Annotated in this window: 19 protein-coding genes and 2 tRNA genes; 17 read left to right on the top strand and 4 right to left on the bottom strand. The window is 63.9% G+C overall.

Features of this window, described 5'->3' with window-relative positions; translation table 11 throughout:
* The first annotated feature begins 2 nt into the window (after positions 1-2).
* The 11 genes from D579_RS0108710 to D579_RS0108660 all read left to right on the top strand — a co-directional run bounded on the left by D579_RS0108710 (position 3) and on the right by D579_RS0108660 (position 13,608).
* Positions 3-806 carry an ABC transporter ATP-binding protein gene (locus D579_RS0108710; protein WP_018937738.1) on the top strand — a complete coding sequence of 268 codons (804 nt, stop codon included), beginning with the start codon at positions 3-5 and terminating at the stop codon, positions 804-806.
* Positions 803-1,816, top strand: coding sequence for an MlaD family protein (locus tag D579_RS0108705; RefSeq protein ID WP_018951742.1), 1,014 nt, complete (start codon positions 803-805; stop codon positions 1,814-1,816). Before D579_RS0108710 ends, D579_RS0108705 begins: the two co-directional genes overlap by 4 nt.
* Before the next feature lie 3 nt (positions 1,817-1,819).
* Positions 1,820-2,491 carry a membrane integrity-associated transporter subunit PqiC gene (locus D579_RS0108700; protein ID WP_018951741.1) on the top strand — a complete coding sequence of 224 codons (672 nt, stop codon included), beginning with the start codon at positions 1,820-1,822 and terminating at the stop codon, positions 2,489-2,491.
* Positions 2,488-2,997: a glutathione peroxidase gene (locus tag D579_RS0108695; RefSeq protein WP_018951740.1), complete on the top strand. Its 510-nt coding sequence runs from the start codon at positions 2,488-2,490 to the stop codon at positions 2,995-2,997. The genes D579_RS0108700 and D579_RS0108695 overlap by 4 nt, the downstream gene beginning before the upstream one ends.
* The gene (gene tadA, locus D579_RS0108690; RefSeq protein WP_018937734.1) at positions 2,984-3,517 is read left to right on the top strand and encodes a tRNA adenosine(34) deaminase TadA; all 534 of its coding nucleotides are present in this window, start codon (positions 2,984-2,986) and stop codon (positions 3,515-3,517) included. The genes D579_RS0108695 and tadA overlap by 14 nt, the downstream gene beginning before the upstream one ends.
* Before the next feature lie 236 nt (positions 3,518-3,753).
* Positions 3,754-5,886: a type I secretion system permease/ATPase gene (locus tag D579_RS0108685; RefSeq protein WP_018951739.1), complete on the top strand. Its 2,133-nt coding sequence runs from the start codon at positions 3,754-3,756 to the stop codon at positions 5,884-5,886.
* On the top strand, positions 5,883-7,301 hold the full coding sequence (locus D579_RS0108680; RefSeq protein WP_018951738.1) for an HlyD family type I secretion periplasmic adaptor subunit: 1,419 nt from the start codon (positions 5,883-5,885) through the stop codon (positions 7,299-7,301). Before D579_RS0108685 ends, D579_RS0108680 begins: the two co-directional genes overlap by 4 nt.
* 5 nt (positions 7,302-7,306) lie before the next feature.
* Entirely contained in the window at positions 7,307-7,921 is a 615-nt protein-coding gene (locus D579_RS0108675) for a response regulator transcription factor (RefSeq protein WP_018951737.1), read from the top strand.
* 317 nt (positions 7,922-8,238) lie between these two features.
* Positions 8,239-11,166, top strand: a complete 2,928-nt coding sequence (locus tag D579_RS0108670) for a retention module-containing protein (RefSeq protein WP_018951736.1) — start codon at positions 8,239-8,241, stop codon at positions 11,164-11,166.
* 102 nt (positions 11,167-11,268) lie between these two features.
* On the top strand, positions 11,269-11,598 hold the full coding sequence (locus tag D579_RS0108665) for a hypothetical protein (RefSeq protein WP_018951735.1): 330 nt from the start codon (positions 11,269-11,271) through the stop codon (positions 11,596-11,598).
* A 144-nt stretch (positions 11,599-11,742) separates the two neighbouring features.
* Positions 11,743-13,608 carry a retention module-containing protein gene (locus D579_RS0108660; RefSeq protein ID WP_026289483.1) on the top strand — a complete coding sequence of 622 codons (1,866 nt, stop codon included), beginning with the start codon at positions 11,743-11,745 and terminating at the stop codon, positions 13,606-13,608.
* A gap of 203 nt (positions 13,609-13,811) precedes the next feature.
* Here D579_RS0108660 and D579_RS0108655 read toward each other — a convergent pair whose 3' ends face one another.
* Positions 13,812-15,719, bottom strand: coding sequence for a LapD/MoxY N-terminal periplasmic domain-containing protein (locus D579_RS0108655; RefSeq protein ID WP_018951733.1), 1,908 nt, complete (start codon positions 15,717-15,719; stop codon positions 13,812-13,814).
* A gap of 14 nt (positions 15,720-15,733) precedes the next feature.
* Entirely contained in the window at positions 15,734-16,393 is a 660-nt protein-coding gene (locus D579_RS0108650; RefSeq protein WP_231362672.1) for a transglutaminase-like cysteine peptidase, read from the bottom strand.
* Between the two features lie 419 nt (positions 16,394-16,812).
* On the opposite strand from D579_RS0108650, the gene D579_RS0108645 reads away from it, so the two are divergent.
* A complete protein-coding gene (locus D579_RS0108645) occupies positions 16,813-18,192 on the top strand; it encodes a TolC family outer membrane protein (protein WP_018951731.1) in 1,380 nt (459 codons plus the stop codon).
* Positions 18,193-18,422: 230 nt separating this feature from the next.
* Here D579_RS0108645 and D579_RS0108640 read toward each other — a convergent pair.
* Positions 18,423-18,498, bottom strand: a tRNA-Thr gene (locus D579_RS0108640).
* A gap of 68 nt (positions 18,499-18,566) precedes the next feature.
* Positions 18,567-18,653 (bottom strand) — tRNA-Leu (locus D579_RS0108635).
* Between the two features lie 104 nt (positions 18,654-18,757).
* On the opposite strand from D579_RS0108635, the gene queA reads away from it, so the two are divergent.
* The 5 genes from queA (at position 18,758) to secF (ending at position 24,205) form a co-directional block, all read left to right on the top strand.
* Positions 18,758-19,834: a tRNA preQ1(34) S-adenosylmethionine ribosyltransferase-isomerase QueA gene (gene queA, locus D579_RS0108630; protein WP_018650223.1), complete on the top strand. Its 1,077-nt coding sequence runs from the start codon at positions 18,758-18,760 to the stop codon at positions 19,832-19,834.
* The gene (gene tgt, locus D579_RS0108625; protein WP_018937724.1) at positions 19,824-20,939 is read left to right on the top strand and encodes a tRNA guanosine(34) transglycosylase Tgt; all 1,116 of its coding nucleotides are present in this window, start codon (positions 19,824-19,826) and stop codon (positions 20,937-20,939) included. The genes queA and tgt overlap by 11 nt, the downstream gene beginning before the upstream one ends.
* A gap of 84 nt (positions 20,940-21,023) precedes the next feature.
* Complete coding sequence (gene yajC, locus D579_RS0108620) at positions 21,024-21,353, top strand: preprotein translocase subunit YajC (RefSeq protein ID WP_018145833.1); 330 nt, start codon at positions 21,024-21,026, stop codon at positions 21,351-21,353.
* Between the two features lie 21 nt (positions 21,354-21,374).
* A complete protein-coding gene (gene secD / locus D579_RS0108615; protein ID WP_018937723.1) occupies positions 21,375-23,243 on the top strand; it encodes a protein translocase subunit SecD in 1,869 nt (622 codons plus the stop codon).
* Positions 23,244-23,257: 14 nt separating this feature from the next.
* Positions 23,258-24,205: a protein translocase subunit SecF gene (gene secF, locus D579_RS0108610; RefSeq protein WP_018951730.1), complete on the top strand. Its 948-nt coding sequence runs from the start codon at positions 23,258-23,260 to the stop codon at positions 24,203-24,205.
* Positions 24,206-24,221: the final 16 nt, after the last annotated feature.

Raw genomic sequence — 24,221 nt, 5'->3', positions numbered from 1 at the left:
GCATGACCGACGCGGGCATGACCGTCCCGGATGGCACGCAAGGCGAAGTGGTTATCCGTGTTCGCGGGCTGACCATGGGTTTCGATGACCTTGTGCTGATGCGCGATCTGAACTTCGATGTTCGCCGGGGCGAGATCTTCGTCATCCTGGGAGGCTCCGGTAGTGGCAAGAGCACGCTTCTCAAGCACATGATCGGGCTTAACCGGCCGCAGGCCGGGCATATCTGGGTAGCCGGGTCGGATATCGCCGAAGCGGAGGGCGCGCAGCGCGAGGCGATTCTGCGGCGGGTCGGCGTTATGTACCAGATGGGCGCATTATTCGGGTCGATGACCCTGCTGGAAAACGTGCGTCTGCCACTGGAGGTGCATACGAAATTGCCGCGCCAGGCGATGGACGCCATCGCGCGCGCCCGTCTGCAGCTGGTGGGGTTGGGTTCGTTTGCCGAGTTCATGCCCTCGGAGATCAGCGGTGGCATGCAGAAACGCGCGGCCATCGCGCGCGCCATGGTGCTGGACCCGGAGGTCCTGTTCCTGGACGAGCCCTCGGCCGGGCTGGATCCGATTACCTCGGCGGACCTGGATCGGCTGATCCAGCGCCTGGCGCGGACCCTGGGCATGACCATGGTGATTGTCAGCCACGAACTGGCCAGCATTTTTGCGATTGCCGACCGGGTGATTATGCTCGACAAGGAAAGCCAGGGGATTGCAGCCGAGGGCGACCCGGCGACCCTGCGTGACACATCGAATCATCCGTGGGTGCAGCGGTTCCTGCGGCGGACGGATTCCGACGAAGAGAGGCCCGCATGAGTGCCCGACATCATTTCCGGCTGGGGTTGTTCATCCTCGGCGGGCTGGCGGCCCTGGTGGCGGCATTGCTGATCCTGACGGCGGGTAACCTGCTGCGTCCGTCCATCCAGATCGAGACATACATGGATTCTTCGGTGCAGGGCCTGGAGGTGGGCGCGCCGGTGAAGTTTCGCGGCGTGAACATCGGGGAGGTCACTGATTTGACGTTTACCTCGGTGGTGTATGAATCCGACGTGCGCCCGCGTGATCGCCGGCGCTACGTGATGGTGCGGGCGCGGCTGTATCCGGACCGTTTCGCCGCCAGTGCACAGGAAGGCGAATTCGAGACCCGTATTCTCGAGAATCTGGTCGACGCCGGGCTGCGCGTGCGCATGGCGGCACAGGGAATCACCGGCATGAGCTACCTGGAGACGGATTTCTCCGAGCCGGGAACCCATCCGCCACTAGCCCATGACTGGGAGCCACACTCGATCTATGTACCGTCTGCGCCCAGCACCGCAATGCAGTTCCTCGAATACGCGGAGAACTTGCTCAAGCGCATCGACGAGCTGGATATCGAGGGCGTCGTGGACAACCTGACCAACCTCTTGGTGACCGTGGATACCACGCTTAACGAACTGGATACCGGGCGCCTGGCGGAGCAGGCGGATGAAATGATCGAAGAGTTGAAGACCACGACCCGCACGGCGAACCGGGTGATGGAGTCGGTGGAGCGTCTGGTCGAACACCCGGATACCCAGGCCCTGCCCAGCGAGACCCGCGCCGCGCTGCGTGAGCTGCGCGAGACCGCCGAGGCCGCCGATGTCGGACGTCTGGTGGACCGGATGGATTCGATGGTGGAGCGCCTGAATCGGGGAATGGACGTGAGCGAGGGCAAGTTGCTGGAAACCCTCGACGAACTGCAGGCCGCGATGGGTGGATTGCGTAGTCTGTCGGACGATGTTCGCCGTAATCCGGGCGGTGCACTGTTTGGTGCGCCGCCGCCGCGCAGCACGATGGACGAGGAGTAACTGATGATCCGATGGACCTTACCCGCCGTACTGCTGACGGCCTGGCTTCTCGGCGGTTGCACGTTGATTCCCGAGCGCGATGCGGTGGACCGGTCATGGTTCCTGCTGGAGTTGCCGGCCGAACCGGCCCCTCTGCAGGCCGAAACGGATCGTCCCCTGGCGGTCGAACTGGGCTCGGTGCGCGTGGCGCCGGCCTACTCCGGCAAGGGGTTGGTCTACCGCCTGGGCGACCATCGTTACGAATCCGACTACTACAACGAATGGTTTCTGACCCCGGGCGAACAGATCGAGCAGCTGTTGCGCGAGCGCTGGACGCGGGAGGGTGCGGCCGTCGAACTGGTCGGCAGCGCGGCCGACGTCCGGGGCGAGGGGCGACCCGCAGTGGAGCTTCACCTGCTGGTGACGGCCCTCTATGGCGATCTCGACGCCGCGAACCTGGACGCGCTTCCGGCGGCGGATGCCGAACAACCTGTGCGGGGAATGGGCCGCGTGGGCCTGCGTACCCAGTTGCGCACGGCGGAGCGTTCCCGCCTGGTCCACATGGAGGCACAGCACACCATCGACCGGCGCTCGGCGGCGCGCCTGGTCTCCGCGTTGTCGCAGGCGACCGCTGATGTCCTCGCGGAGCTGGAGCACGAACTGCTGCGCGAAGCCGAAGGGGGGGGCCGCGAATGAGCGACGTTTTCGACTTTTCCGCGCCGTTGCCGGAGGGAGGCGAGCAGCCGTTGGCGGACTGGCGGGGTGATGTCCTGCTCATCGTGAACGTCGCGAGCGAGTGCGGTTTTACCCCCCAGTACGAGGGCCTGCAGGCCCTGCACGATCGCTACGCCGAACAGGGGTTCCGGGTGCTGGGATTTCCCTGCAACCAGTTTGGCGGGCAGGAGCCGGGTGATGCGGACCAGATTCGGGCCTGCGGGGTGAGATTCGGGGCCTCGTTCCCGGTATTCGCCAGGATCGAAGTGAACGGGGACGGTGCGCATCCGCTCTACCGGCACCTCAAGGCACAGGCGCCGGGTGCCCTGGGCACGCAGGGCATCAAGTGGAACTTCACCAAGTTCCTGGTCGGCCGCGACGGCCGCGTGATTGACCGGTTCGCCCCGCAGAAAAAGCCGGCCGACCTGGCGCACGCGATCGAGTTGGCGCTGGCCAAGCCCGGACCGCAGGCCGATGGCGGACGCTAGTCCGGCGCCCGCCGGGGCTGATGGACCTCGGCCGGAGCAACCGGAGGCCCACGACTTCTGGATGGCCCGGGCCCTGGAAGAGGCCGGACGTGCCGCCGAATTGGGCGAGGTCCCGGTCGGGGCGGTCCTGGTGGCCGCCGATGGAACCTGTTTGGCGTCCTGTCACAACGCCCCGATCGCGCAGCACGACCCGACCTCCCACGCCGAGGTCCGGGTGTTGCGTGCGGCCGGCGAAAGACTGCGGAACTACCGGCTTCCGGGTACCACGCTCTATGTGACTCTGGAGCCATGCAGTATGTGTGCCGGAGCCATGATTCACGCAAGGGTGGCGCGGCTGGTTTTCGGCGCAGTCGACCCCCGCACAGGCGCTGTTGGCGGTGCCCTGGACCTGATTCACCATCCCTCTCATAACCATCATATCGAGGTATTGCGCGGTGTTCGGGGAGACGAGGCGGGCGATCAGCTGCGTCGTTTCTTCCGCGCCCGCCGGCGCGTTAATTCGACGTTAGTCGATGGGTAGTGACCGCCTTGTGCTGGCAGGGTCGCCCGAGGCAAAGTTGTGACGCAATCGACATAACGGGGGGGGTTGATGGATCGGGCACCCGCCCCCGCTTTGAAGCTGCCTTCTGAGGGATACCTATCAACCGCCACGATGCCGATGAACCGGACGATACCGCGAGGTCGAAACCGGACGAACAAGAGGCCGCAGCAGGGCCTGTGGGCGATGCGACGGCCGCCACGGAATCTCTCCCGGTTTTGGATGCAAGCGATCGTCCCGATCCCCTTCTGGGCGGGCTGATCCTCATAGCGCGTACCCATGGCCTGAACCTGACGGCGGATTCGGCCCGTGCCGGCCTTCCCCTGGAAGACGGGCGTCTCAGCCCGGGCCTGGTGGATCGTGCCGCCCGGCGCGCGGGGATGACCACGCGCACGGTGACCCGCGAGCCGCGGGCGCTGAAAGAGGAGCTCCTGCCGGCCCTGCTGCTGCTCGACAACCACGAGGCCTGGGTCCTGGTGGGCTGGAACGAGGACAAGAGCGTGGCCCGCGTCGTCGACCCGGAGGTGGGTGACGCGGTGATCGAAGTCCCGCTCGATCGTCTGAAGGCACGCTATCTGGGCCGCGCGATCTACGTTCGCCCCGAGTTCCGCCTGGACGCGCGGGCACCACGCGTGTCGAAGGAAGACAAGGGACACTGGTTCTGGCGGGTCATTCGCGAGAATCGGCCGTTGTACCGCGACGTGCTCGTGGCGGCGGTCATGATCAACCTCTTTGCCCTGGCGATGCCGCTGTTCGTGCTGAACGTGTACGACCGCGTCGTCCCCAACCACGCGACGGAAACACTCTTCATGTTCGCCGCGGGCGTGGTGATCGTGCTGATCGCCGATCTGGTCTTGCGCACCATGCGCAGTCATTTTGTCGACAAGGCCGCGATGCGGGCGGACGTAAAGCTGTCCTCGCACATCATGGAGCGGGTGCTGGGGCTGCGCATGGAGCATCGGCCGGCCTCGGTGGGCTCGTTCGCGTCCAATATTGGCGCGTTCGAGTCGGTGCGCAGCTTCATCTCTTCGGCGACGATTATCGCCTTTGTCGATCTTCCGTTTGCGCTGTTGTTCATTGCGATCATCGCGCTGATCGCCTGGCCGCTGGCGGTACCGGTGGTCATTGGTGCGTTGGTGTTATTGCTGTATGCGACGGCGATCCACCGCAAGCTGCATGCGCTGGCGGAGGAGAGCTACCGCGTCGCAGCGCAGCGCAACTCCACGCTGGTGGAAAGCCTTGCCGGTGCGGAGACCCTGAAGGCGCTGAGCGCCGAGGGGCGAGTCCAGGCGACCTGGGAGCGTTCGACGGCGCATCTGGCCCGCACCAGTGCGCAGAATCGCCTGCTCACGGCGAGCGTTACCCATACAGCGCTATGGGCGCAGCACACGGTCGGGGTGGCCATTATTGTCCTTGGCGTGTTCCTGCTGATGGAGGGCGATCTGTCGATGGGCGGCCTGATTGCCGCCTACCTGATTTCCTCCCGGGCGATGGCGCCGATCAGCCAGACCGCGGGGCTGTTGATGCAATATCACCAGGCTTCCACCGCGCTGGGCTCCCTTAACGAGATCATGACGCTGCCGGTGGAGCGGCCACCGGAATCGAATTTCCTCAGCCGCGATCGCTTCGAGGGGGCGATCGAGTTCCGCAATGTGGACTTTGCCTACCCCGAGCAGCCCAACCCGGCATTGCGCAACGTCTCGTTGCGCATCCAGCCGGGGGAGCATGTGGCGATCCTGGGGCGGGTCGGTTCCGGCAAGAGCACACTGGCCAAGCTGATCATGGGCCTGTACCAGCCAACCGGCGGCGCGGTGATGGTCGACGGCATCGACGTGCGTCAGCTCGACCCGGCGGAGCTGCGGCGTTCCTTGGGGTATGTGGGTCAGGAGGTGACGCTGTTCTACGGCAGCCTCCGGGAAAACCTGGTCGCCAGTGATCCGCTGGCTTCGGATGAGGCGATTCGCAAGGCGATCGGTATATCCGGTATCGAGGACCTGATCAACACCCATCCGCAGGGCATCGACATGCAGGTCGGGGAGCGTGGCGGGCGCCTGTCGGGAGGCCAGAAACAGAGTGTCGGGGTGGCCCGCGCGGTGCTCCACGAGCCGAACATGCTCCTGCTGGACGAACCCACCAGCTCCATGGACAACTCGACCGAGCAGGCGATGAAGCGTCGTCTGGCCGAATTCATGGAGGGCCGCACGGCGGTGATCGTGACCCATCGCACCTCGCTGCTGGAGCTGGTGGACCGCATCATTGTGCTGGATCAGGGCCGCGTGGTGGCGGACGGGCCGAAGGACCAGGTCGTCCAGGCCCTGCGGGAAGGCCGCGTCGGGAAGGCACAGGCGTGAGCAAGCGAAAGGAAGGACAGGGGTTCGAAGACCTCGGGCGCGGGATGGATCGCGCCGGCAAGGTCGGCGCGCCCATGGTGGACCGGATCTTTCGGCCCTGGCTGACCAAGGAGGGCGCGGACCACCGGAACTGGGCTTCGGATGCCGACTGGACCCAGATTCAGGAAAAGCCGTTGCGTGCCCGTGCGCTGCTGTACGGGATTCTGGTGACGCTCGCCTTGCTCGTGTACTGGGCCTCGGTGGCGGAGATCGACGAGGTCGCGCGTGGCGATGGGCGCGTGATCCCCTCGCAGAACCTTCAGGTGCTGCAATCAATGGATGGGGGCGTCGTCTCGGACATCCTCGTGCGCGAGGGCGATGTCGTTGAACGCGGCGATGTCATGGTTCGTATTGATCCCACACGCTTTCTTTCCGATCTGGGCGAGGCCCGCGCCAGCGAGTTTTCGCTGCGGGCCCGGCAGGCGCGCCTGATCGCGTTGCTTTCGGATACGCCCTTCCTGGTGACGCCGGAGTTGCAACAGGGCCCGCCCGCCATCGTCGAGCAGGAACAGCAACTGTATGAAGAAAGCCTGGCGGAACTGAACTCGCGCATCCGGATTGCCGAGGAACAGATGCGCCAGCGCCAGGAGGAGTTGAACGAGGTACGGGCGCGCCGCACCCAGGCTGTGCGGGCACTGGAACTGGCCAGCCGGGAACTGGACGTTACCGAGCCGCTGGTTCAAAGCGGGGCGGTTTCAGAGGTGGAAGTGCTCCGCCTGCAGCGGGAGGTGTCCAACGCGCGTGGGGATCGCGACCAGGCCACGGCGCAGATCGCCCGCCTGAATGCCGCCATCGAGGAGGCGGAAGAGAAGATCCGCGAGGTGCGGCTCAATTTCCGCAACCAGTGGCGCGCCGAGCTGGCCGACACGCTTGGACGCCTGCAGGAGCTGGCCGAGGGGACCGAAGGGCTCGAGGACCGTGTGCGCCTGTCCGAGGTGCGCTCCCCGATGACCGGGATTGTGCAGAGGATGTTCGTGACCACTCGGGGCGGCGTGATCTCGCCCGGGCGCGAGGTGGCGGAGGTGGTCCCGCTGGAGGACGAACTCCTGATCGAGGCCCGAGTATCGCCACAGGATATCGCCTATCTACGGCCGGGCCTGCAGGCGCGGGTGAAGTTCACGGCGTATGACTTCGCGATCTATGGCGGGCTGGAGGCGACCGTCGAACACATCAGCCCGGACACGATCACGGACGACGATGGCAACACCTTCTACAAGGTCCGCGTGCGGACCGAAGAGACCGGCTTCGACGAGGAGCACCAGATCATGACCGGGATGGTGGCCCAGGTGGACATCATCACCGGGCGACGAACCATCCTGCAGTACCTGCTGAAGCCGATCCTCCGCGCGGGCGATCTGGCCTTTACGGAGCGCTGAGAGACATGCAGATCTTCCTGATCGATCAAGATTCGCGGCCGTCGCCGCGCTGGGAGGCGGCGTTTCCGGACGCCCAGGTGCTCCGGCCGCCGTTTCCCGCGGCGCTGCCCGAGGGCGCCGAGGCGTGCTGGGTGGGAACGGATCTGGCCGACTGGGACCAGCACGTCAGGCAGCGCACGCGGGTGCACCGGGTGATCGTGCACTCCCGCCACCCGAACGACGAGGAAGGTATCCGTGCATTCGACGCAGGCGCGCACGGCTACTGCCACACACTGGCGAATGTTGCCCAGCTGCGAACGATTGCAACCACAGTCACCGGGGGCGGTCTGTGGGTGGGCCCCGATTTGATGACCCGCATGATCCGTACGGTGCGCAGCGCGCAGCCGCGTGATCCGGAAACACCGCCCGAGGGCTTCGAGGAGCTGACCCCGCGCGAACGCCAGGTCGCCCTGGCCGTGACCACGGGCGCGCACAACAAGGAAATCGCACGCCAGCTCGGCATGACCGAGCGCACGGTCAAGATGCACCTCGGTTCGATCTTCAAGAAGCTCGACGTCGACGATCGCGTTCAGCTCGTCCTGCACCTTACGCGTCTGCGCGAGTCCTGGCCCACGGCCTGATCCGGTCCAGGCGATCCTTCTGGTCGTCGTCCGGGGGTGATGGGGTTCGCGACCCACATGACCATCCTGCGGGCCGCGCCGCCTGACGGGGGGCTCGCGTTCGGGGCTCGACTCGCTCGGTTCGTGGATGTGGCGAATCATCTCGCCCGAAATCGAGACCCACATCGCTACGAGTGCATCTGGTTTTCCCGGTCGAGGCCTACGGCCGTTCCTCCTGCCCCCCCTGTACTTCAGTACAGCTGTCGCGCCGGTGGCCGCTCTTCTAGGATCGTACCCATCAAGAATTGTGAACCAGTACCGTCTCCGAGGGGATCGTCATGTCCGAAGTTGTCGTAGCTAGCGTTGAATCCATTGTCGGCACCGTCATTGCGCGGGACGAGGATGGCAATACCCGCGTCCTGCAGCCGGGCGACCCAATCTTCCATGGCGAAGAAGTGATCGCTGAAGACGGCGCCTTCATTGAAATGGCCTTCGAGGACGGGTCCACCATGACGCTGGCCGGCAACGAATCGGCCACCATCACCCCGGACCTTGCCGAATCCGCCGAACCCGAACCCCAGGACGCCGAGGTGGCCGACGCCACCGTTGAGGAGATCATTGCGGCTCTGGATCGGGGAGAAGACATCACCGATCTGATCGAGGCCCCGGCCGCCGGTCTGGACGGCGGGGTCGCCGGTGAAGGCGGTAGCTTCGTTCGTATCGCTCGCGGTTCCGAGGAAGTGGGCGAGGTCACCTACGCCTATGACGCCAACGCGCTCCGTGGCGCGGGTGAGGGCCCCGATGGCGGGACCACACTGGCCGCTGCAGATACTGCGGCGGTGGAGGAGCCGACTGCGGATGATCCAGAGCAGGATGAACCGGTAGAGGACGAGCCGGTAGAGGACGAGCCGGAAGGAGAGGAGCCGGAAGTGGACGAGCCGACGGTGGATGTGACCTTCGAGCTGGGCTCGGAGGGCAACGAGGTCTCGGCGGAGATCCAGGGCACCTCGAGCAATGCCACCTCGATCGAGGTGGTGGTCAGCGGCGAAGGTGTGAGCGAGACGTTCACGGTGACGCCGGATGGTGACGGCAACTGGTCGGTGCCGACTGCGGATCTGGACTTCCAGGACGGCGAGACCTACACGGTGACGGCGACCGCGTCGGACGACAACGACAACACGGCGGAGGCGACGGCCACGGGTGCGTTCGATCTGCCGAGCGTTGACCAGCTCGAGGTGGATCTGAGCACCTTCGGCCTTCAGACCTTCGATTCGGGCACCATCGGCGAAGGATCGAGCAAGGCCGAAGCGAATCTTTCGGAATACGTCACGGCTTCTGGATCGGTGGGCTCTGAATCGTTGACCCCCTCATTGAGCTACGCGCTGAAGGCCGAAGAAGGCGATTCCGGCCTTACAAGTGGCGGTGAGTCGGTTTATCTGTCCGTCCAGGACGGTGTCGTGACCGGTCAACTCTCGGACGAAACGGTCGTATTCGAGATCCGAATCGACGGTGGCACTCTGGAGATGGAGCAGTTCCTGCCGATTGACCATCCGGATACGGATAATCCGGACGATATCGTCTCGTTGTCCGGTCTGATCGACCTTGCAGTGACCGCGACGGTGGAAGATGGATCGGGGAATACCGCGACCGCATCCACGACCGAGGCACTCGGCCAACTGCTTGAGATTGTCGATGATGGTCCGAGTGACTTCGCCCCGGATCAGGCTGCCCTTGAAGATGGGCATACGGGCTCTCTGAATTTCGCCGAAAACGCCGGAGGAGATAGCGTCGGCGATGTTGTGTTTTCCTTTGACGACGGTGAGCTGGCCAAGGATCGGGACGGAAACCAGTTGTATGTCGGTGGTGAAGCATTGTCGCTTTACAAGGGTGACGATCCGACCTCTATGGAAGCGCGTACAGAGGAAGGGACTGTCGGATTCCGTATCGACCTCGATGCCGAGAATGACCAGTACACCATTCGTGATGTGAATGACGTCTATACGTTGAACCTCTTTGAGGTGGACCTGGTTGGCTTTGACGGCGGAAACGATCCGCTGTACTCGTTGAGTTCGACCACCGAGGGCGCCTCTGAAGGCGTTCTGATTTCGACGGTGGACGGGTCGAATCTGAACACTAGCGGGGCTCGGGGTCTTGGGATTAATGGTGGACAAAGTTTTGAAGCGGGCGAAATGGCTCGATTCAACTTTGTCGACGGTCTCGAGCAGACGGGTGACTCGGCTGATTGGGACCGTAACCTGTCTGTGACTGAATTTACCCAGACTATTAGTACCAGCCAAGGGAATAATGGTACGCACGATCTCGAGATTCGTGCCTTCTCCAATGTGAGCAACCTTTCTGACAGCGGGGAAGGTGGCCTGATCGGCCATGGTGACCGTGTGGCTCTTGAGCCCTCCGATGTCGAGATCAGGGATGCAAATGGTGACCCGGTCAACTTCACGACAGCCGGCTCCGGCGTTGATGTGACTTCCGATGGATATTCGCTCTTCATCACCGGACTGGAAGATGGATGGACGTACTCGATCAACTCGAGTGAATCGTTCCAGGCGCTCGAGATCGAGGCTACGCAAGGGACGGACAATTTCAATCTCAACGGATTTGAGTTCAGCAGTATCGAGCAGGCGACTGGCAGCGGGATTCACTTGCCGATCGAAGGTGTTGACGGGGATGGTGATGGTATCGAGAGCGCCCTGACCGCCTGGTTTATGTCCACAGACGGTAGCGGCGAGATCGTGGTCGCGGATTCCGAGGGAGAGACGATTGCCGCATCCGACTCGGAGGATAGCGAGCTGGTAGGCACTGACGGCAATGACATCCTCATCGGCGGATTTGGAGATGACCTGCTGGACGGTGGCGCCGGAGATGACATGCTCATCGGGGGTGGCGGAAACAACACGCTTACTGGCGGTGATGGCAACGATACGTTTATCTGGGTCGATGGATATCAGGGGGATGCAGGTTCACCGACAGAAGACGTGGTAACGGACTTCGGCAATGGTGAGAACGTGCTCGACCTGAGGGACCTTCTGCAGGATGAGGATGGGAGCGAAACCAATATTGCCGATTACGTGATCGCTCAGGAAGATGCGGAAAACACCGATAACACCGTGTTGTACATCAACTCGCAAGGTGAGCTCGATGGCAGCACTGATAATGCGGATCAGATCATCGTGCTGGAAGGTGTACAGCACAGTGATGACTTGATCAGCAACATGCTCGAGCAAGGGCAGCTGAAAATCGACCAGTAAGCGGTCGTGTTGGGAGCCCCGCCGGTCTGGATCGGCGGGGCTTTTTCGTGTCTGGGGGTGTAGTCTGGGAAGCGGAGTCGGAAACGGCCGGAGGGGCCGCGCATGTATGTGAGACGGGATACGGAAGGCAGGATCGACCAGGTGAGCCGCGAGGCGAATGCCGACTGCACAGAGTTCGTGGCAGCGGATGCGCCGGAGATGTTGGCGTTTCTCGGCGGGTGTGGTGGGGAGGCAGCGCCGGCGGCGTTGCAGGCCTCCGACCTGGAGCTGATTCGTGTGCTGGAGGACTTGGTCGAGGTACTCACGGACAAGGGCGTGATCCGGTTTACGGATCTGCCAGAGGCCGCACAGAAGAAGCTGTTGGGGCGCAAGGATCTTCGCGCCTCGGCGCAACGTCTGAACCTGGTGGAAGACGATGAGGGGCTGCTTTAGGCCCGTCGGCAAGTAAACGAGGCGCGATCGGGGCGAGTGAGTCTGTGGTCGCACAATCGGGTGATACGCAAGAGCTGGATTGAGACGGGACGTGAGAGCGTCCGTATGGGCCGGTCTGTGGGGCCGGCGTAGGAGGGGGGATTAATGGCTGTGAATGCTGTGGTGGCTACCGTACAAGCGTTGATCGGGACGGTGATAGCCCGGGACGCCGAGGGCAACTCGAGAGTGCTTGGTGTGGGCGATCCGGTGTATGCGGGCGAGGAAGTGATCCCGCTGCGCGGCGCGTCGGTGGAACTGGAAGGGATGGACGGTGTCGCCGTTTCGCTTGGCGAGGGCCAGCAGGTCCTGATGGGCGAAGCCCTGGCGGAGAGCGGGCGGGCCGATAACCCGGAGATCCCGACGGCGGAAGAAGTGATTGCCGCCCTCGACCGCGGTGAGTCGCTGGACGCGCTGATTGCACCTCCCGCAGCGGGCCTGGAGGGCGGTGAGAGCGAAGGGGGCGGGTTTGTCCGCGTCGCGCGCATTAGCGAGCCTGTGGAGCCGATTAACTATACGTTCCCGGTGAACGCCTTCGGTCGTCCGGATGCCTTGGGCGAGACCGTAGCGGTTCCCGGGGGCGACGCGGTCGAGACGGGCATTCCATCCGGTACGCCACCGACCGATCCATCGGTAGATCCTCCTCCGGTCGAACCTCCGCCCGTAGATCCGCCGCCCGTGGATCCGCCCCCTGTCGCGAACCCGACCCTTGCGGTATCGGTGTCGGTGACAGCGGGATACGGCTACGAAGATGCGAATGACGCCGCCGCAGGTGACGTGGTTTTCGATGTGTCTCACGTCTTGGATCTGGACGGGTTGGACCCGTCACTGGCCGGGGCGATCGCCTACAGCATCGTGGGTGGGGATGCAGCCTACCTGGCGCTTTCCCAGGACGGCTCGGGCAACTGGGTGGTGGTCCTGACCGAGGCCGGGGCCGCAGCGATTCGCGCCGGCCTGGTGGATGGCAATCAGCTGAATGTAACGATCGAGGGCACGGTGGTCCTGTCCGGGATGGACGATCTCGTGGATACCGGTAGTGGCGTGGCTCCCGTGCCCGAGCCGAGTGGCGAAGAGCCGCCGGACCCGGTTCCGGATCTGCTGGCTTCTGCCCACACGGTGGGCGGCAGTGACGTTCAGGGCACGATGGCGAATGCGAACAACCTGAAGGAGACCGGCTCGCAGAGTGCAGCCGTCTCGCATCAGGATGGATTTTTCGCGATCGACCATCAGGGGGCTTCGGATGACCCCCACGCGATCGAGTTTGGCGAGGCCCTGCTCTTTACGCTGGTCAGCCCGGCCGATACGGCCGTGTTCCAGGTCCAGGGCGCCATCAATGGCGCGTCCTATCACTTGTACGACGCCGATGGTGTCCGGATCGGTGATGCCCGTGATCTGGCAAGCGATGTGAACGAGAATGGCTTCCTGGAGCTCGGTGGCGAGACGTTCTCCTTCATTGCATTCCAGGGCGGGAGTACGGGTCCTGGAGCCAGTGGGGACGAAAGCGCGTTTGCGGTGAAGCCAGTCGACCTTTCGGTGCAGGTGGGTCAGGGCGAGGATGCGGAGTTCTATCCCGCGGGTGGCGAAGAGGCGCTTGCCTTCGGCGCGAATTTCCTGACGGTCGATTCGGATCAGGACATCTTTGTCGTGTCGCAGGGTGGTGAAGGGAGCATGGAGGATCCGGCGCGCTTCGTGATCCAGGGCTTCAGCCTGGAGAGCAACGATCCCGGTGCCCAGATCACGCTCGGCGAGCTCCTGTCCAGCGCGAGCCAGGAGACGATCGACCAGTACCTGATGGCGGAAGCGCAGGGCGAGGATACCGTGCTGCACATCAGCTCGGGCGGCATGCTGGGGAGTGACACGGGCGGTGCCGATTACGCCATCACGCTGGAAGGGATCAGCATGAATGGCTTCGACTCGTCGTATGATTTTATCCAGACCCTGATCGAAAACGGGCATCTCTCCATCGATCAGTAGCGGTCCCTGCCATCGGGATCAAGGGCCCGGCGCCGCCATGCGGCCCGGGCCTTTTTCTGTGCCGGAAGGGAATCCCTGAGAAAGGCGGGTTCGTGCGGGGCGAGTACCGGGCCGTCGCTGGCCCGGTCAGGGCAGGCAGCTGGCTCCGTGCACGAGTGAAGGTGCGGAAGCCAGCGATCCGGCGCGATTGAATCGGCGTCTCCCTAACGCGTCGGTTCCCGGACGGCGCTCCCCGTGACCGCATCGATGCCGGCGTCCATCAGCAGTTCGATGTCGTCGCTGATGTCACAGCCTTCGGCGATGACAAGGATCCCGATGGAGTGGGCCAGGGTGCAAAGCCCGCGAATGAGGGCCTGGGTCTCGCTGGAGCGATGCACGCTGTGGGTCAGGGAAGCCTGCAGCTTGACGTAATGGAGGCCAAAGGTGGTCAGGTCGTGCGCCTGAAAGGCTTCCGGTCCAGCGTGTTCGAGCCCCACGGTGAACCCCGTCAGGCGGGCGATTCGACAGAGATCGCGCAGTTCCGCTGGATGTGCCAGTGCGCCGCGAGCGGGGAACTCGACCCACAGGCGTCCCGCCGCCTGGGGGTCTTGCTGTAGCCGGGATTCGAGGGTCTGACGGAAGTGGGTGTCACGCAGGCTGTCCACCGAGAGGTTGATGGCCAGGCGTTCGCCGGCGGTCTGCAGCCGGGACAAGGCGGCTTCCAGGACGGCGTCGTCGAGCCGTCGGATCAGATCGAGGCGCACCGCCCAGGGCATGAAATAGCCCGCCGGCCGCAGTTCGCCGTCGAGTAACAGGCGCATCGGGGCTTCGTGATGCATTAACTGATGGTCGGCATCGATCACTGGAAACTGGCCCAGCTCCACCCCGTGTTGGTCAAGCGCGTCGGTGATGGCCGTCCGCCATTGATGCTGGTCCGAATAGGGCAGGGCGGCGTGGGGCTCGTGGGCGACTGCATCGCCGGGCTCGAGTTCCGCCCGTGCCAGCGCGAGATCCGCTCGCGCGAGAACTTCCCCGGTGGTGTCTTCGGGGTGATAGAGGGTCGCGGCAACATGAAGCGTCAGGGCGTCGGGTGCATCGTCGCCGAGCGCGTCCTGGACCCCGCTCAACAGGGACTGGGCGAATCGGTAACTGTCTGCGATGCTGTCGCCGAAAACCGCGATGTCGGAGCCGTTGAGCCGTCCGGCGGCGCCATACTCGGTATGGGCGACGGCCTGTTCCACGACCTTCGCGATCCGGGCGAGCAGCGCATCGAGGTTCTGGTGGCCGACGATCTGGTTGATCGTGGCCAGGTCGTGGATGCGGAGCACCGCGAGGCTGCCGGAGGAACCGGCATGCCGGTTATCCAGCGTCGCCTGCAGGCGGGCGAGGAAGGGCTCCCGGGCCAGCAGGCCCGTTACGTCATCGTGCTGCAGTCGGGTCTTCAGACGCTCCAGTCGTTTCGACTCCTCCACGAGCATCACGCGGACATGCTCGGTCAGTCGGTTCATGGCGCGTACCAGGGCCCGGAATTCCCATGTGCGCGGTTCGGGGGTGGTGATGAAGCGGCGAGCGCCGACCGCCTCGGCCTGCTCCACGACATGCCGAAGGGGCTGGATAAGCCGTCCGAGCAGGAACGACCCCAGCAGACCGATGATCAGAAGCCCGACGGTAAAGATTGCCGTCAGGCGCAGGGTGCCGGCCCAGAGCTCTTCGTACGCGTAATTGGTCTGGCTCTCGACGATCAGCGTGCCAAAGGACGACCAGCCGTCGGACACCTGTGCCACCCCGGGGCGGACATCGAAGTTCAGGGTGTCGATGAACCACATCGGGACACCCCGAGGCGCTTCGGGATTGCGTCGTTCCAGCATGAGATCGCCCGTGGGATCCTCGAGCCGGATATGGCGGTAGTGGCCGGTATCGAACTGGGAGGCAATCTGCAATTCAACGGTCGTATCATCCTTGGGCAGCTGGGACAGCGACAGTGCCAGCGAGGCTGCATTGTCGATGTTCTTGGTCAGGAGCTGCTGGGCCAGGTAGTTGCGCGCCGAAAGGGTGCTCGCCACGATGCTTACCAGCAGTGCGAGCAACATGATGATTGCGATGGCAACCCAGAGTTGTTTTCTCAGTGTCATGGCTGCGCCCTTGTTTATGGGGTCGGGGTGATCGGTTGGTTGAGGTCCAGGCCATACTCGTCCAGTTGGTCCAGGACTCGGCGCCACCTGGACAGGCGGGCGGTGGGGTCGCCTGCGGACTGGGTGGTTCCATCGGGCCACAGGCCCTGGCTATTGAACGAGAAAATAGGCGTGAGATCGTCGCGCTGCGAGGCGCGTTCGACGCGGGTGATCAGGTTGTCTAGCACTTCGGGCTCGCCGCGGGGGTCCGTGAAGTACCCGAGCACCATGTGCGCCTGACTGATGTTGCTGCCCGGCCCACCCATACGCGCCCGCACGTAGAAAAGGCGAAGGCGCTCATCCGGAATTCCCAGTTTGCGCAGACTCACGTACTTGGCAATGCTGAAGTCTTCGCAGTCGGCGGCGCCCTTGTCCATGGCTTCCAGTGGGGTCGCCCAGAAATCCTCCTGGCCCCAGGTGATCTGGTCATCCTGGTAGCGAAGCATGCGATTGAAAAACTCGTTCACCCGCGCGACTTGCACCCGTTCGTCTTCTCCGGCTAATTCCTCGAGCAGGTTGCGCCACTGCCGGACCCGTTCGGCGGCCTCGGGACCGTAGCGGATGGCCGCGACCTCTTCGAGTTGCGCCAGGTCATCAAGCCCCGCTTGTGGGGTGCCCAAGACCCATGCCGACATCGCCAGAACCAGAGCAAAGGCCAGGTGCTTGATTACGAGCGGCGAATTGCGGGCACGAGAGCGGAGCACGTTGGCGTGCCCTCCGGTGGCTGAGAATGGCGCTGTTAGGCAAATGATGGGCCACGTAAGCCGGGAAAGCCAGAAACAGACGGGCTACACGAGTTGAAGGTGGTGGTCCGCGGGGCTTTCAGGCGTTTGCCAAGCGTTAGGTGGGATCTTTGCTTCTGTTTGCGCAGCGAAAGAGCAGCCCATAGCCTGAAGACTTTTTTGCAAGTAGTTTGTTCGAGTAGTGAAGCGCGTTTGCCCGCGAACCAATGGGTGAACTTTCAAGTGACATGTGGGGGGGACACATCATGGTGAATGGATTTGGGTTTACGGCCGGCAAGGGAACCTTGCTGGCACTGACAGCAGCCGTAGCGATGGTCGTCGGCGGGACAGCACAGGCCGAGCCGCCAGAACCGCTGCGGGACGCCGCGATGGAAGCGGTGCTTTCCAACCCGGACGTACAGTCACGCTGGCACGCATTTCGTGCGGCGGGCGAGGAGCAGACCGGAGCGCGTGGCCGGTTTATGCCCGAGATCGATCTGAACGCCCGTGCTGGGTACCAGAGCCAGCGGTCCAATAACAACAACTTCTCGCGCAACCCGCGCGGGGTAGACATCACGCTGACGCAGATGCTGTATGACGGCTTCGAAACGGCCAGCGAGGTTGGGCGTCTGGGCGAGATCCAGCGCGTGCGCTACTTCGAGCTGCGTGAATCGACCGAGGAGACCGCGCTGGAAGCGGTGCGGGCCTTTGCGGATGTGCAACGCCAGCGCGCCCTGGTTGAGCTTGCGCAGGAAAACTACGACGCCCACAAGGACGTCTACGATCAAATCGTGGATCAGACCGATCGGGGTGTTGGCCGGGGTGTGGATCTCGAACAGGCCTCTGGCCGTTTGGCCCTGGCGGAGTCGAATCTGCTGACCGAGCGGCAAAACCTTCACGACGTCAACGCGCGTTACTACCGCGTGGTCGGGCGGATGCCTGCAGACGAACGTGTGGATCTCGTGGGGACGTTCTCCGACGAGCCGATTCCAGCCACGGCGCAGGAGGCCCTGACCGAGGCGATCACCAAGAACCCGGCGATGTTCGCCTCGCTGCGCAACATGGAGGCCGCCCAGCAGCAGCGCAATGTCGCACGCTCTGCGTTCCATCCGCGGGTCGATCTTCAGCTGCGTCACGCCTATGAAAACGACGTCCTGGAGCGCGATGATACCCGTATTCGCGACACTTCCGCGTTGGTCGTGATGTCCTTTAACCTCTTCCGCGGCGGGGCGGATCAGGCGCGTGTTCGCCAGTTCACCGAAGAATTCAATCAGGCGCGCGATCAGCAGGAAGGGGTGTGCCGCAATGTGCGCCAGACGGTTTCTGTGGCGTATAACGATATCCGTTCGCTCGAGAGTCAGCTGCGTTTTCTGCGTCAGCATCGGGACTCTTCCGATCGTGTTCGCACGGCGTATCGTCAGCAGTTCGGCATCGGGCAGCGAAGCCTGCTGGATCTGCTGGATACCGAGAACGAATACTTCGAGGCGAGTCGTGCTCACGTAAATGCGCAGCATGACATGGAGATCGCCAAGGCTCGTGCCTTGAACGGGCTGGGTCGCCTGCTGGAGTACCTGGATGTGTCACGTGGCGACATGCCGACTGCGGCGGACCTCGGCCTCGTGGACGAGGCTGCGCGGATCGATCCGGAAGCGGTCTGTCCGGCCGACGCCCCGCAGATGACGGAAACGCGTCATGAGAGCATCTTCCGCTAGGAGGCGGATGGTCTCGCGGGTTTGAAGAAAGGGTCAGTCTTCGGGCTGGCCCTTTTTAATGGTGGCGTCTGGACCTAGCAGCACGTTGAACCGCCCCGGGTGTCCCGGAGAGCTCTTGTCATGCGTGGACCTGATCCGGGGAAGTCAAAGGCCGGGCAGCCAGAGCCGCTGACAGCTTGATGTGTGCCAGCGGGGCTCATTCACGGAGTCTGATTAACTAACTGAAGAAATGGAGCCGGCGACAGGAGTCGAACCTGCGACCCTCTGATTACAAATCAGATGCTCTACCAACTGAGCTACACCGGCCTGGTGCCAGGGAAGCATCAATGAATGCTCCCCTGGGGTTTGGGCCTGGCGGCAGGCCCGAGAAAATTTGGTGCCGGGAGCGAGAATCGAACTCGCACTCTGTTGCCAGAACCGGATTTTGAATCCGGCGCGTCTACCAGTTCCGCCATCCCGGCTTGTGGGGCCGTAGTGTAGCGCAGGTTCTCTGCGGCACAAACGGGGCAGAGCGATCTTCCGCACTCCGCGCCGCGTCGAGTGGTGCGTGGTAGGATCGCGCGCCATGCGTGTTGCCGATTTCGATTACGAGCTCCCGCCGGAGCTGATTGCACAGTATCCGCTACCGGACCGGGCGGGTTCGCGTCTGTTGGTCCTGGAGGAAGAGCGCCCGCGGGACGCTCGCTTTGCAGAGATCGAGGATCTTCTGCGGCCGGGTGACCTGCTGGTGCTGAACGATACCCGGGTGATTCCGGCGCGTGTCTTCGGGCGCAAGGAGAGCGGGGGACAGGTGGAGGTTCTGGTCGAACGAATCGAGTCGCCCGGCCAAGTGCTGGCGATGGTCCGCGCCAGCCGGGCGCCGAAGGTCGGGGCCCGGCTACGCCTGGCGGATGCCTTTACCGTCGAAGTGACCGGCCGCGAGGGCCCGTTCTTCCGCCTGGCCCTGGTTGATGCCGACGATGTGCTCGCGTTGTTGCGCGAGCATGGACACATCCCCCTGCCGCCCTATATCGAGCGCGCCGACGAGGCGCATGATGCCGATCGCTACCAGACCGTGTTCGCGGCGCGCGAGGGTGCGGTTGCTGCCCCCACGGCAGGCCTGCATTTCGATGATGCCCTGCTGGGGCGCCTGCGCTCGGCGGGGGTGGAGACCGCGACGGTGACCCTGCACGTCGGGGCGGGGACCTTCCAGCCGGTGAAGGTCGAGGACACTTCGGCGCATGAGATGCATGCGGAGTGGCTGGAGGTGTCCCCCGAGGCCTGCGCGGCGGTAGCGGCCTGCAAGGCGCGTGGCGGGCGTGTGGTCGCGGTCGGTACGACCTGCGTGCGCTCGCTGGAGACTGCGGCCGCTGGGGGAGAACTGGCGCCGTTCCAGGGCGAGACGCGGCTATTCATCCAGCCGGGGGATCGATTTCGGGTGGTGGACCGGATGGTGACCAATTTTCATTTGCCGCAGAGCACGCTGTTGATGTTGGTCGCGGCATTTGCCGGCTATCGCCGGATCCTGGATGCGTATGCCCACGCGGTGGCGCAGCGCTACCGGTTTTTCAGTTACGGCGACGCGATGTGGCTGGCGCCGGGGCAGGGCGATGATCTGCCCCCGAGTATGACCACCGCCGCGGGAGAGTCCGATGGAGTTTGAGAATCTGGCCGCCGATGGCGCGGCGCGCCGCGGCCGTCTGCACTTCCCGCGCGGGACGGTGGAGACCCCGGCCTTCATGCCGGTGGGAACCTACGGCACGGTCAAGGCGATGACGCCGGAGGAGCTGCGTGAGCTGGGCGCGGAGATCATTCTCGGTAACACCTTCCACCTGATGCTGCGCCCGGGCACGGAGGTGATCCGGGCGCATGGCGATCTGCACGATTTCATGCACTGGGAGGGCCCGATCCTGACCGATTCCGGCGGATTCCAGGTCTTCTCGCTTGCGGAGATGCGCAAGATCAGCGAGGAAGGTGTGCGTTTCCAGTCACCGGTGGATGGCTCGAAGGTGCTGATGACGCCGGAGTCCTCGATGCAGGTGCAGCGCGAGCTGGGCTCGGACATCGTGATGATCTTTGACGAGTGCACGCCATACCCGGCCACCGCGGACGAGGCGCGCCAGTCGATGGAGCTGTCACTGCGCTGGGCAGCGCGTTCGCGCACGGCACACGGTGACAACCCGGCGGCGTTGTTCGGCATCGTGCAGGGCGGGATGTACCCGGACCTGCGGCGGGAGTCGGCCGAGGGGCTACAGGCGATCGGCTTTGACGGTTACGCGATCGGCGGGCTGTCGGTGGGCGAACCGGAGGACGAGCGCCTGCAGACGCTGGATGCCACCCTGCCGCTGCTGCCGCAGGATCGTCCGCGTTACTTGATGGGGGTGGGCCGGCCGGAGGACATCGTCGAGGCCGTGCGACGCGGCGTGGACATGTTCGACTGCGTGATGCCGACCCGCAACGCCCGCAACGGGTTCCTCTATACCCGCGAGGGCGTGCTGCGCATTCGCAATGCGCGCTTCCGCGACGATGTCGGCCCGGTCGATCCGGAATGCGGGTGCTACACCTGTCGTCACTATTCGCGGGCGTATCTGAAGCACCTGGACAAGTGCAACGAGATCCTCGGTTCGCGCCTGGCGACGACCCACAACCTCCATTACTACCAGGATTTGATGCGCGGATTGCGCGAGGCGATCGCGGCCGGCGCGCTGAGCGAGTTCGTGGCCGATTTCTACGGCCGACGCGGCATGGCGATCCCGCCTGTGCCATAATCCGCGCGGTATTTTTTTCGCTCGCCGGGTGTGGCCCGAGCTCCCCGGTGGCGTCCGAATCTGAACCGAAGACGGAGTGTTTCGATGGACTTTCTGATTTCTGCAGCGCATGCCCAGGAAGGTGGAGCGGCCGGCGGCGGCATGATCGAGTTCCTGATCATGATCGTTATTTTCTTTGCGATCATGTACTTCCTGATCATCCGCCCGCAGAGCAAGCGCGCCAAGGAGCACCGCTCCATGGTCGAGGCCCTGTCCAAGGGCGACGAGATCGTCACCAACGGCGGTGTGGCCGGCAAGATTACCGAAGTCAGCGACGACTTCATCAAGGTCGACATTGCCGACGGCGTGAACGTGGCGGTACAGAAGCAGTCGGTCGCCTCCGTGATGCCCAAGGGCACGCTGAAAGATCTCTAAACGCCCTCCAGGGTTTTTGATATGCGCAATTCCTATCCGGCGTGGCTGTACGCCCTGATCGTCGTGGTCGTTCTGGGCGCGGGGCTGTATGCCGCGCCCAACCTGTTCCCGGAAGACCCGTCGGTGCAGATCGGCAATCCGGTCACCGGCGAGATCGACGGGAACATCCGTGACCTGATGGGCACCATCCTGGGTGCCCAGGGCGTGACGCCGAAACAGGTGGAGGAGCAGGACGACGGGCAGCTACTCCTGCGCTTCGAGACCAGCGACGAGCAGTCGCTCGCCGCGGAGATCCTGCGCAATGCCCTGGATGACAACCACACCGTCGCCCTGAATCTGGCCCCGGCGACGCCGAACTGGCTGCGCGCGATCAACGGGCAGCCGATGGCACTGGGTCTGGACCTGCGCGGCGGGGTGCACTTCCTGATGGAGGTGGATCTGGATGCCGTGATCGGAACGGCGATGGAACGCTACTCCAACGAGCTGCGCGGCAGGATGCGCGACGAGCGTCTGACGTTCGACACGATCGAGCGCAGTTCCAGTGACCTGACCGTAATGTTCGCGGACGAGGAAAACCTCGCGGCAGCCGAGAGCTGGCTGACCCGCGAATATCGCGGCGAGCTGGAATGGGAGATCCGCGGTAGCGGCGACACCACCCGCATGGTGGGCACCCTGAGCGATGACCACCTGACCGAGCTGCGCCGTCAGGCCCTGCAGCAAAACATCTCTACCCTGCGCTCGCGCGTGGATGAGCTGGGTGTGGCCGAGCCGATCATTGCCCAGCAGGGCGAGCACCGGATCGTGGTTCAGCTCCCCGGCGTGCAGGACACTGCGCGGGCCAAGGAAGTGCTCGGAGCGACCGCCACGCTGGAGTTCCGCCTGGTCTCCGAGGCCGGTGACCCGATGGAGGCCGCTGAATCTGGCCGCGCACCGTCCGGGACGCGTCTGTACCGCGAGCGTGACGGGACCCCGGTGCTGCTGCAGCGCCAGGTGATGCTCACCGGTGACTACATTACCGACGCCTCTTCCGGGATTGCCCAGGATAGTGGCGGCCCGGCCGTGTTCATCAATCTCGATGGCCAGGGGGCGCGCATCTTCTCGCGGGTGACCTCGGATAACGTGGGCCGCCTGATGGCGTCGGTGTTCATCGAGACGACCACCGAGACGGTGGAGGAAGACGGCGAGCAGGTCATGCGTACCTCGCGCAGCGAAGAGGTCATCAACGTTGCGCGCATCAACGAGCCGCTGGGCCGACGCTTCCAGATCTCGGGTCTGGATACCACGCGTGAGGCGCGCAACCTCGCGCTGCTGCTGCGCGCCGGTGCGCTGGCCGCGCCGATGTCGATTGTCGAGGAACGCACGGTGGGTCCGAGCCTGGGCCAGGAGAACATCGATCGCGGCATGCAGTCGGTGGTGATCGGATTCATCCTCGTGATGATCTTCATGATCCTCTACTACCGCGCCTTTGGACTGATCGCGAACGTGGCGCTGGCACTGAACCTGATCTTCATCGTCTCGGTTTTGTCGATGCTGCAGGCGACCCTGACCCTGCCGGGGATTGCGGGGATCGTGCTGACCGTCGGCATGGCAGTGGACGCCAACGTGCTGATCTTTGAGCGCATACGCGAGGAGATCCGCAACGGACTGTCACCCCAGGCGGCGATTTCGTCGGGCTATGACCGAGCGTTCACCACCATCGCGGACGCCAACGTGACGACGCTGATCGCGGCGCTGGTGCTGTTCCTGTTCGGTACCGGGCCGATCAAGGGCTTTGCCATCACGTTGTCGATCGGGATCATCGCGTCGATGTTCACCGCGATCATCGTGACCCGCGCAATCGTCAATCTGACCTACGGGCGCCAGCGTCGGCTGACGCGCCTGGCCATCTGAGCGCGGAGAAAACTATGCTTCCGCATCTGAATTTCGCTGAATCGAACATCGATTTCCTCGGCAAGCGCAAGATCACGATCGCGATCTCGCTGGTCCTGATCATTATCTCGGTGGCGCTGCTGGCCACCCGCGGGCTGAACTTCGGGATCGACTTCACCGGGGGGACCCTGGTGGAAGTGGGCTACCCCGAAGCGGTGGAGCTGGATACGATCCGCGAGACCCTGTCGGCGGGCGGCTATGCGGGGGCGCAGGTGCAGACCTTCGGCACCTCGCGCGATGTCCTGATTCGCCTGCCGCCAAGCGAAGACGACGACAACCCGGCGATGTTGTCCAACCGGGTGTTGAATGCTCTTCGGGATGGCGGGCCGGACGATCCGGATCTTCGTCGGGTGGAGTTCGTCGGTCCGGCCGTCGGCGAGGAGCTTCGCGAGCAGGGCGGTCTGGCGATGATCTATGCGCTGGCCGGCATCCTGATCTATGTGGCAGTGCGTTTCGAGTGGCGTTTCTCCATTGGATCGGTGCTGGCGCTGGTGCACGACGTGCTGATCACGCTGGGGATCTTCTCGCTGCTGCAGATGGAGTTCGACCTGGGGGTGCTGGCCGCCGTGCTGGCGGTGATTGGCTACTCGCTGAATGACACCATCGTGGTGTACGACCGAATACGCGAGAACTTCCGTGTGCTGCGCAAGCAGAGCACGGAACAGGTGATGAACAATGCGGTGAACAAGACCCTGGCGCGGACCATCGTGACCAGCATGACCACCCTGCTGGTGTTGCTCTCGCTCGCCTTCCTGGGTGGGGCGGCCCTGCAGAACTTCTCGATTGCGCTGATCATCGGGGTGGTCGTGGGGACGTACTCGTCCATCTTCATCGCGGCGACCGCGGCGTTGATGCTGGGTGTCGACCGTCAGGTCCTGCTGCCGGTGAAGAAGGAAGGGGCGGAAGAGGATCAGACGCCCTGACCCGGTTCACGCCTGT

Origin of the sequence: Thioalkalivibrio sp. AKL12, assembly GCF_000377925.1 — a bacterium.
Taxonomy (GTDB): Bacteria; Pseudomonadota; Gammaproteobacteria; order Ectothiorhodospirales; family Ectothiorhodospiraceae; genus Thioalkalivibrio; species Thioalkalivibrio versutus.
Note: the sequence above shows the minus strand (reverse complement) of the source record. Positions and strands in the feature narration are given on the sequence as shown.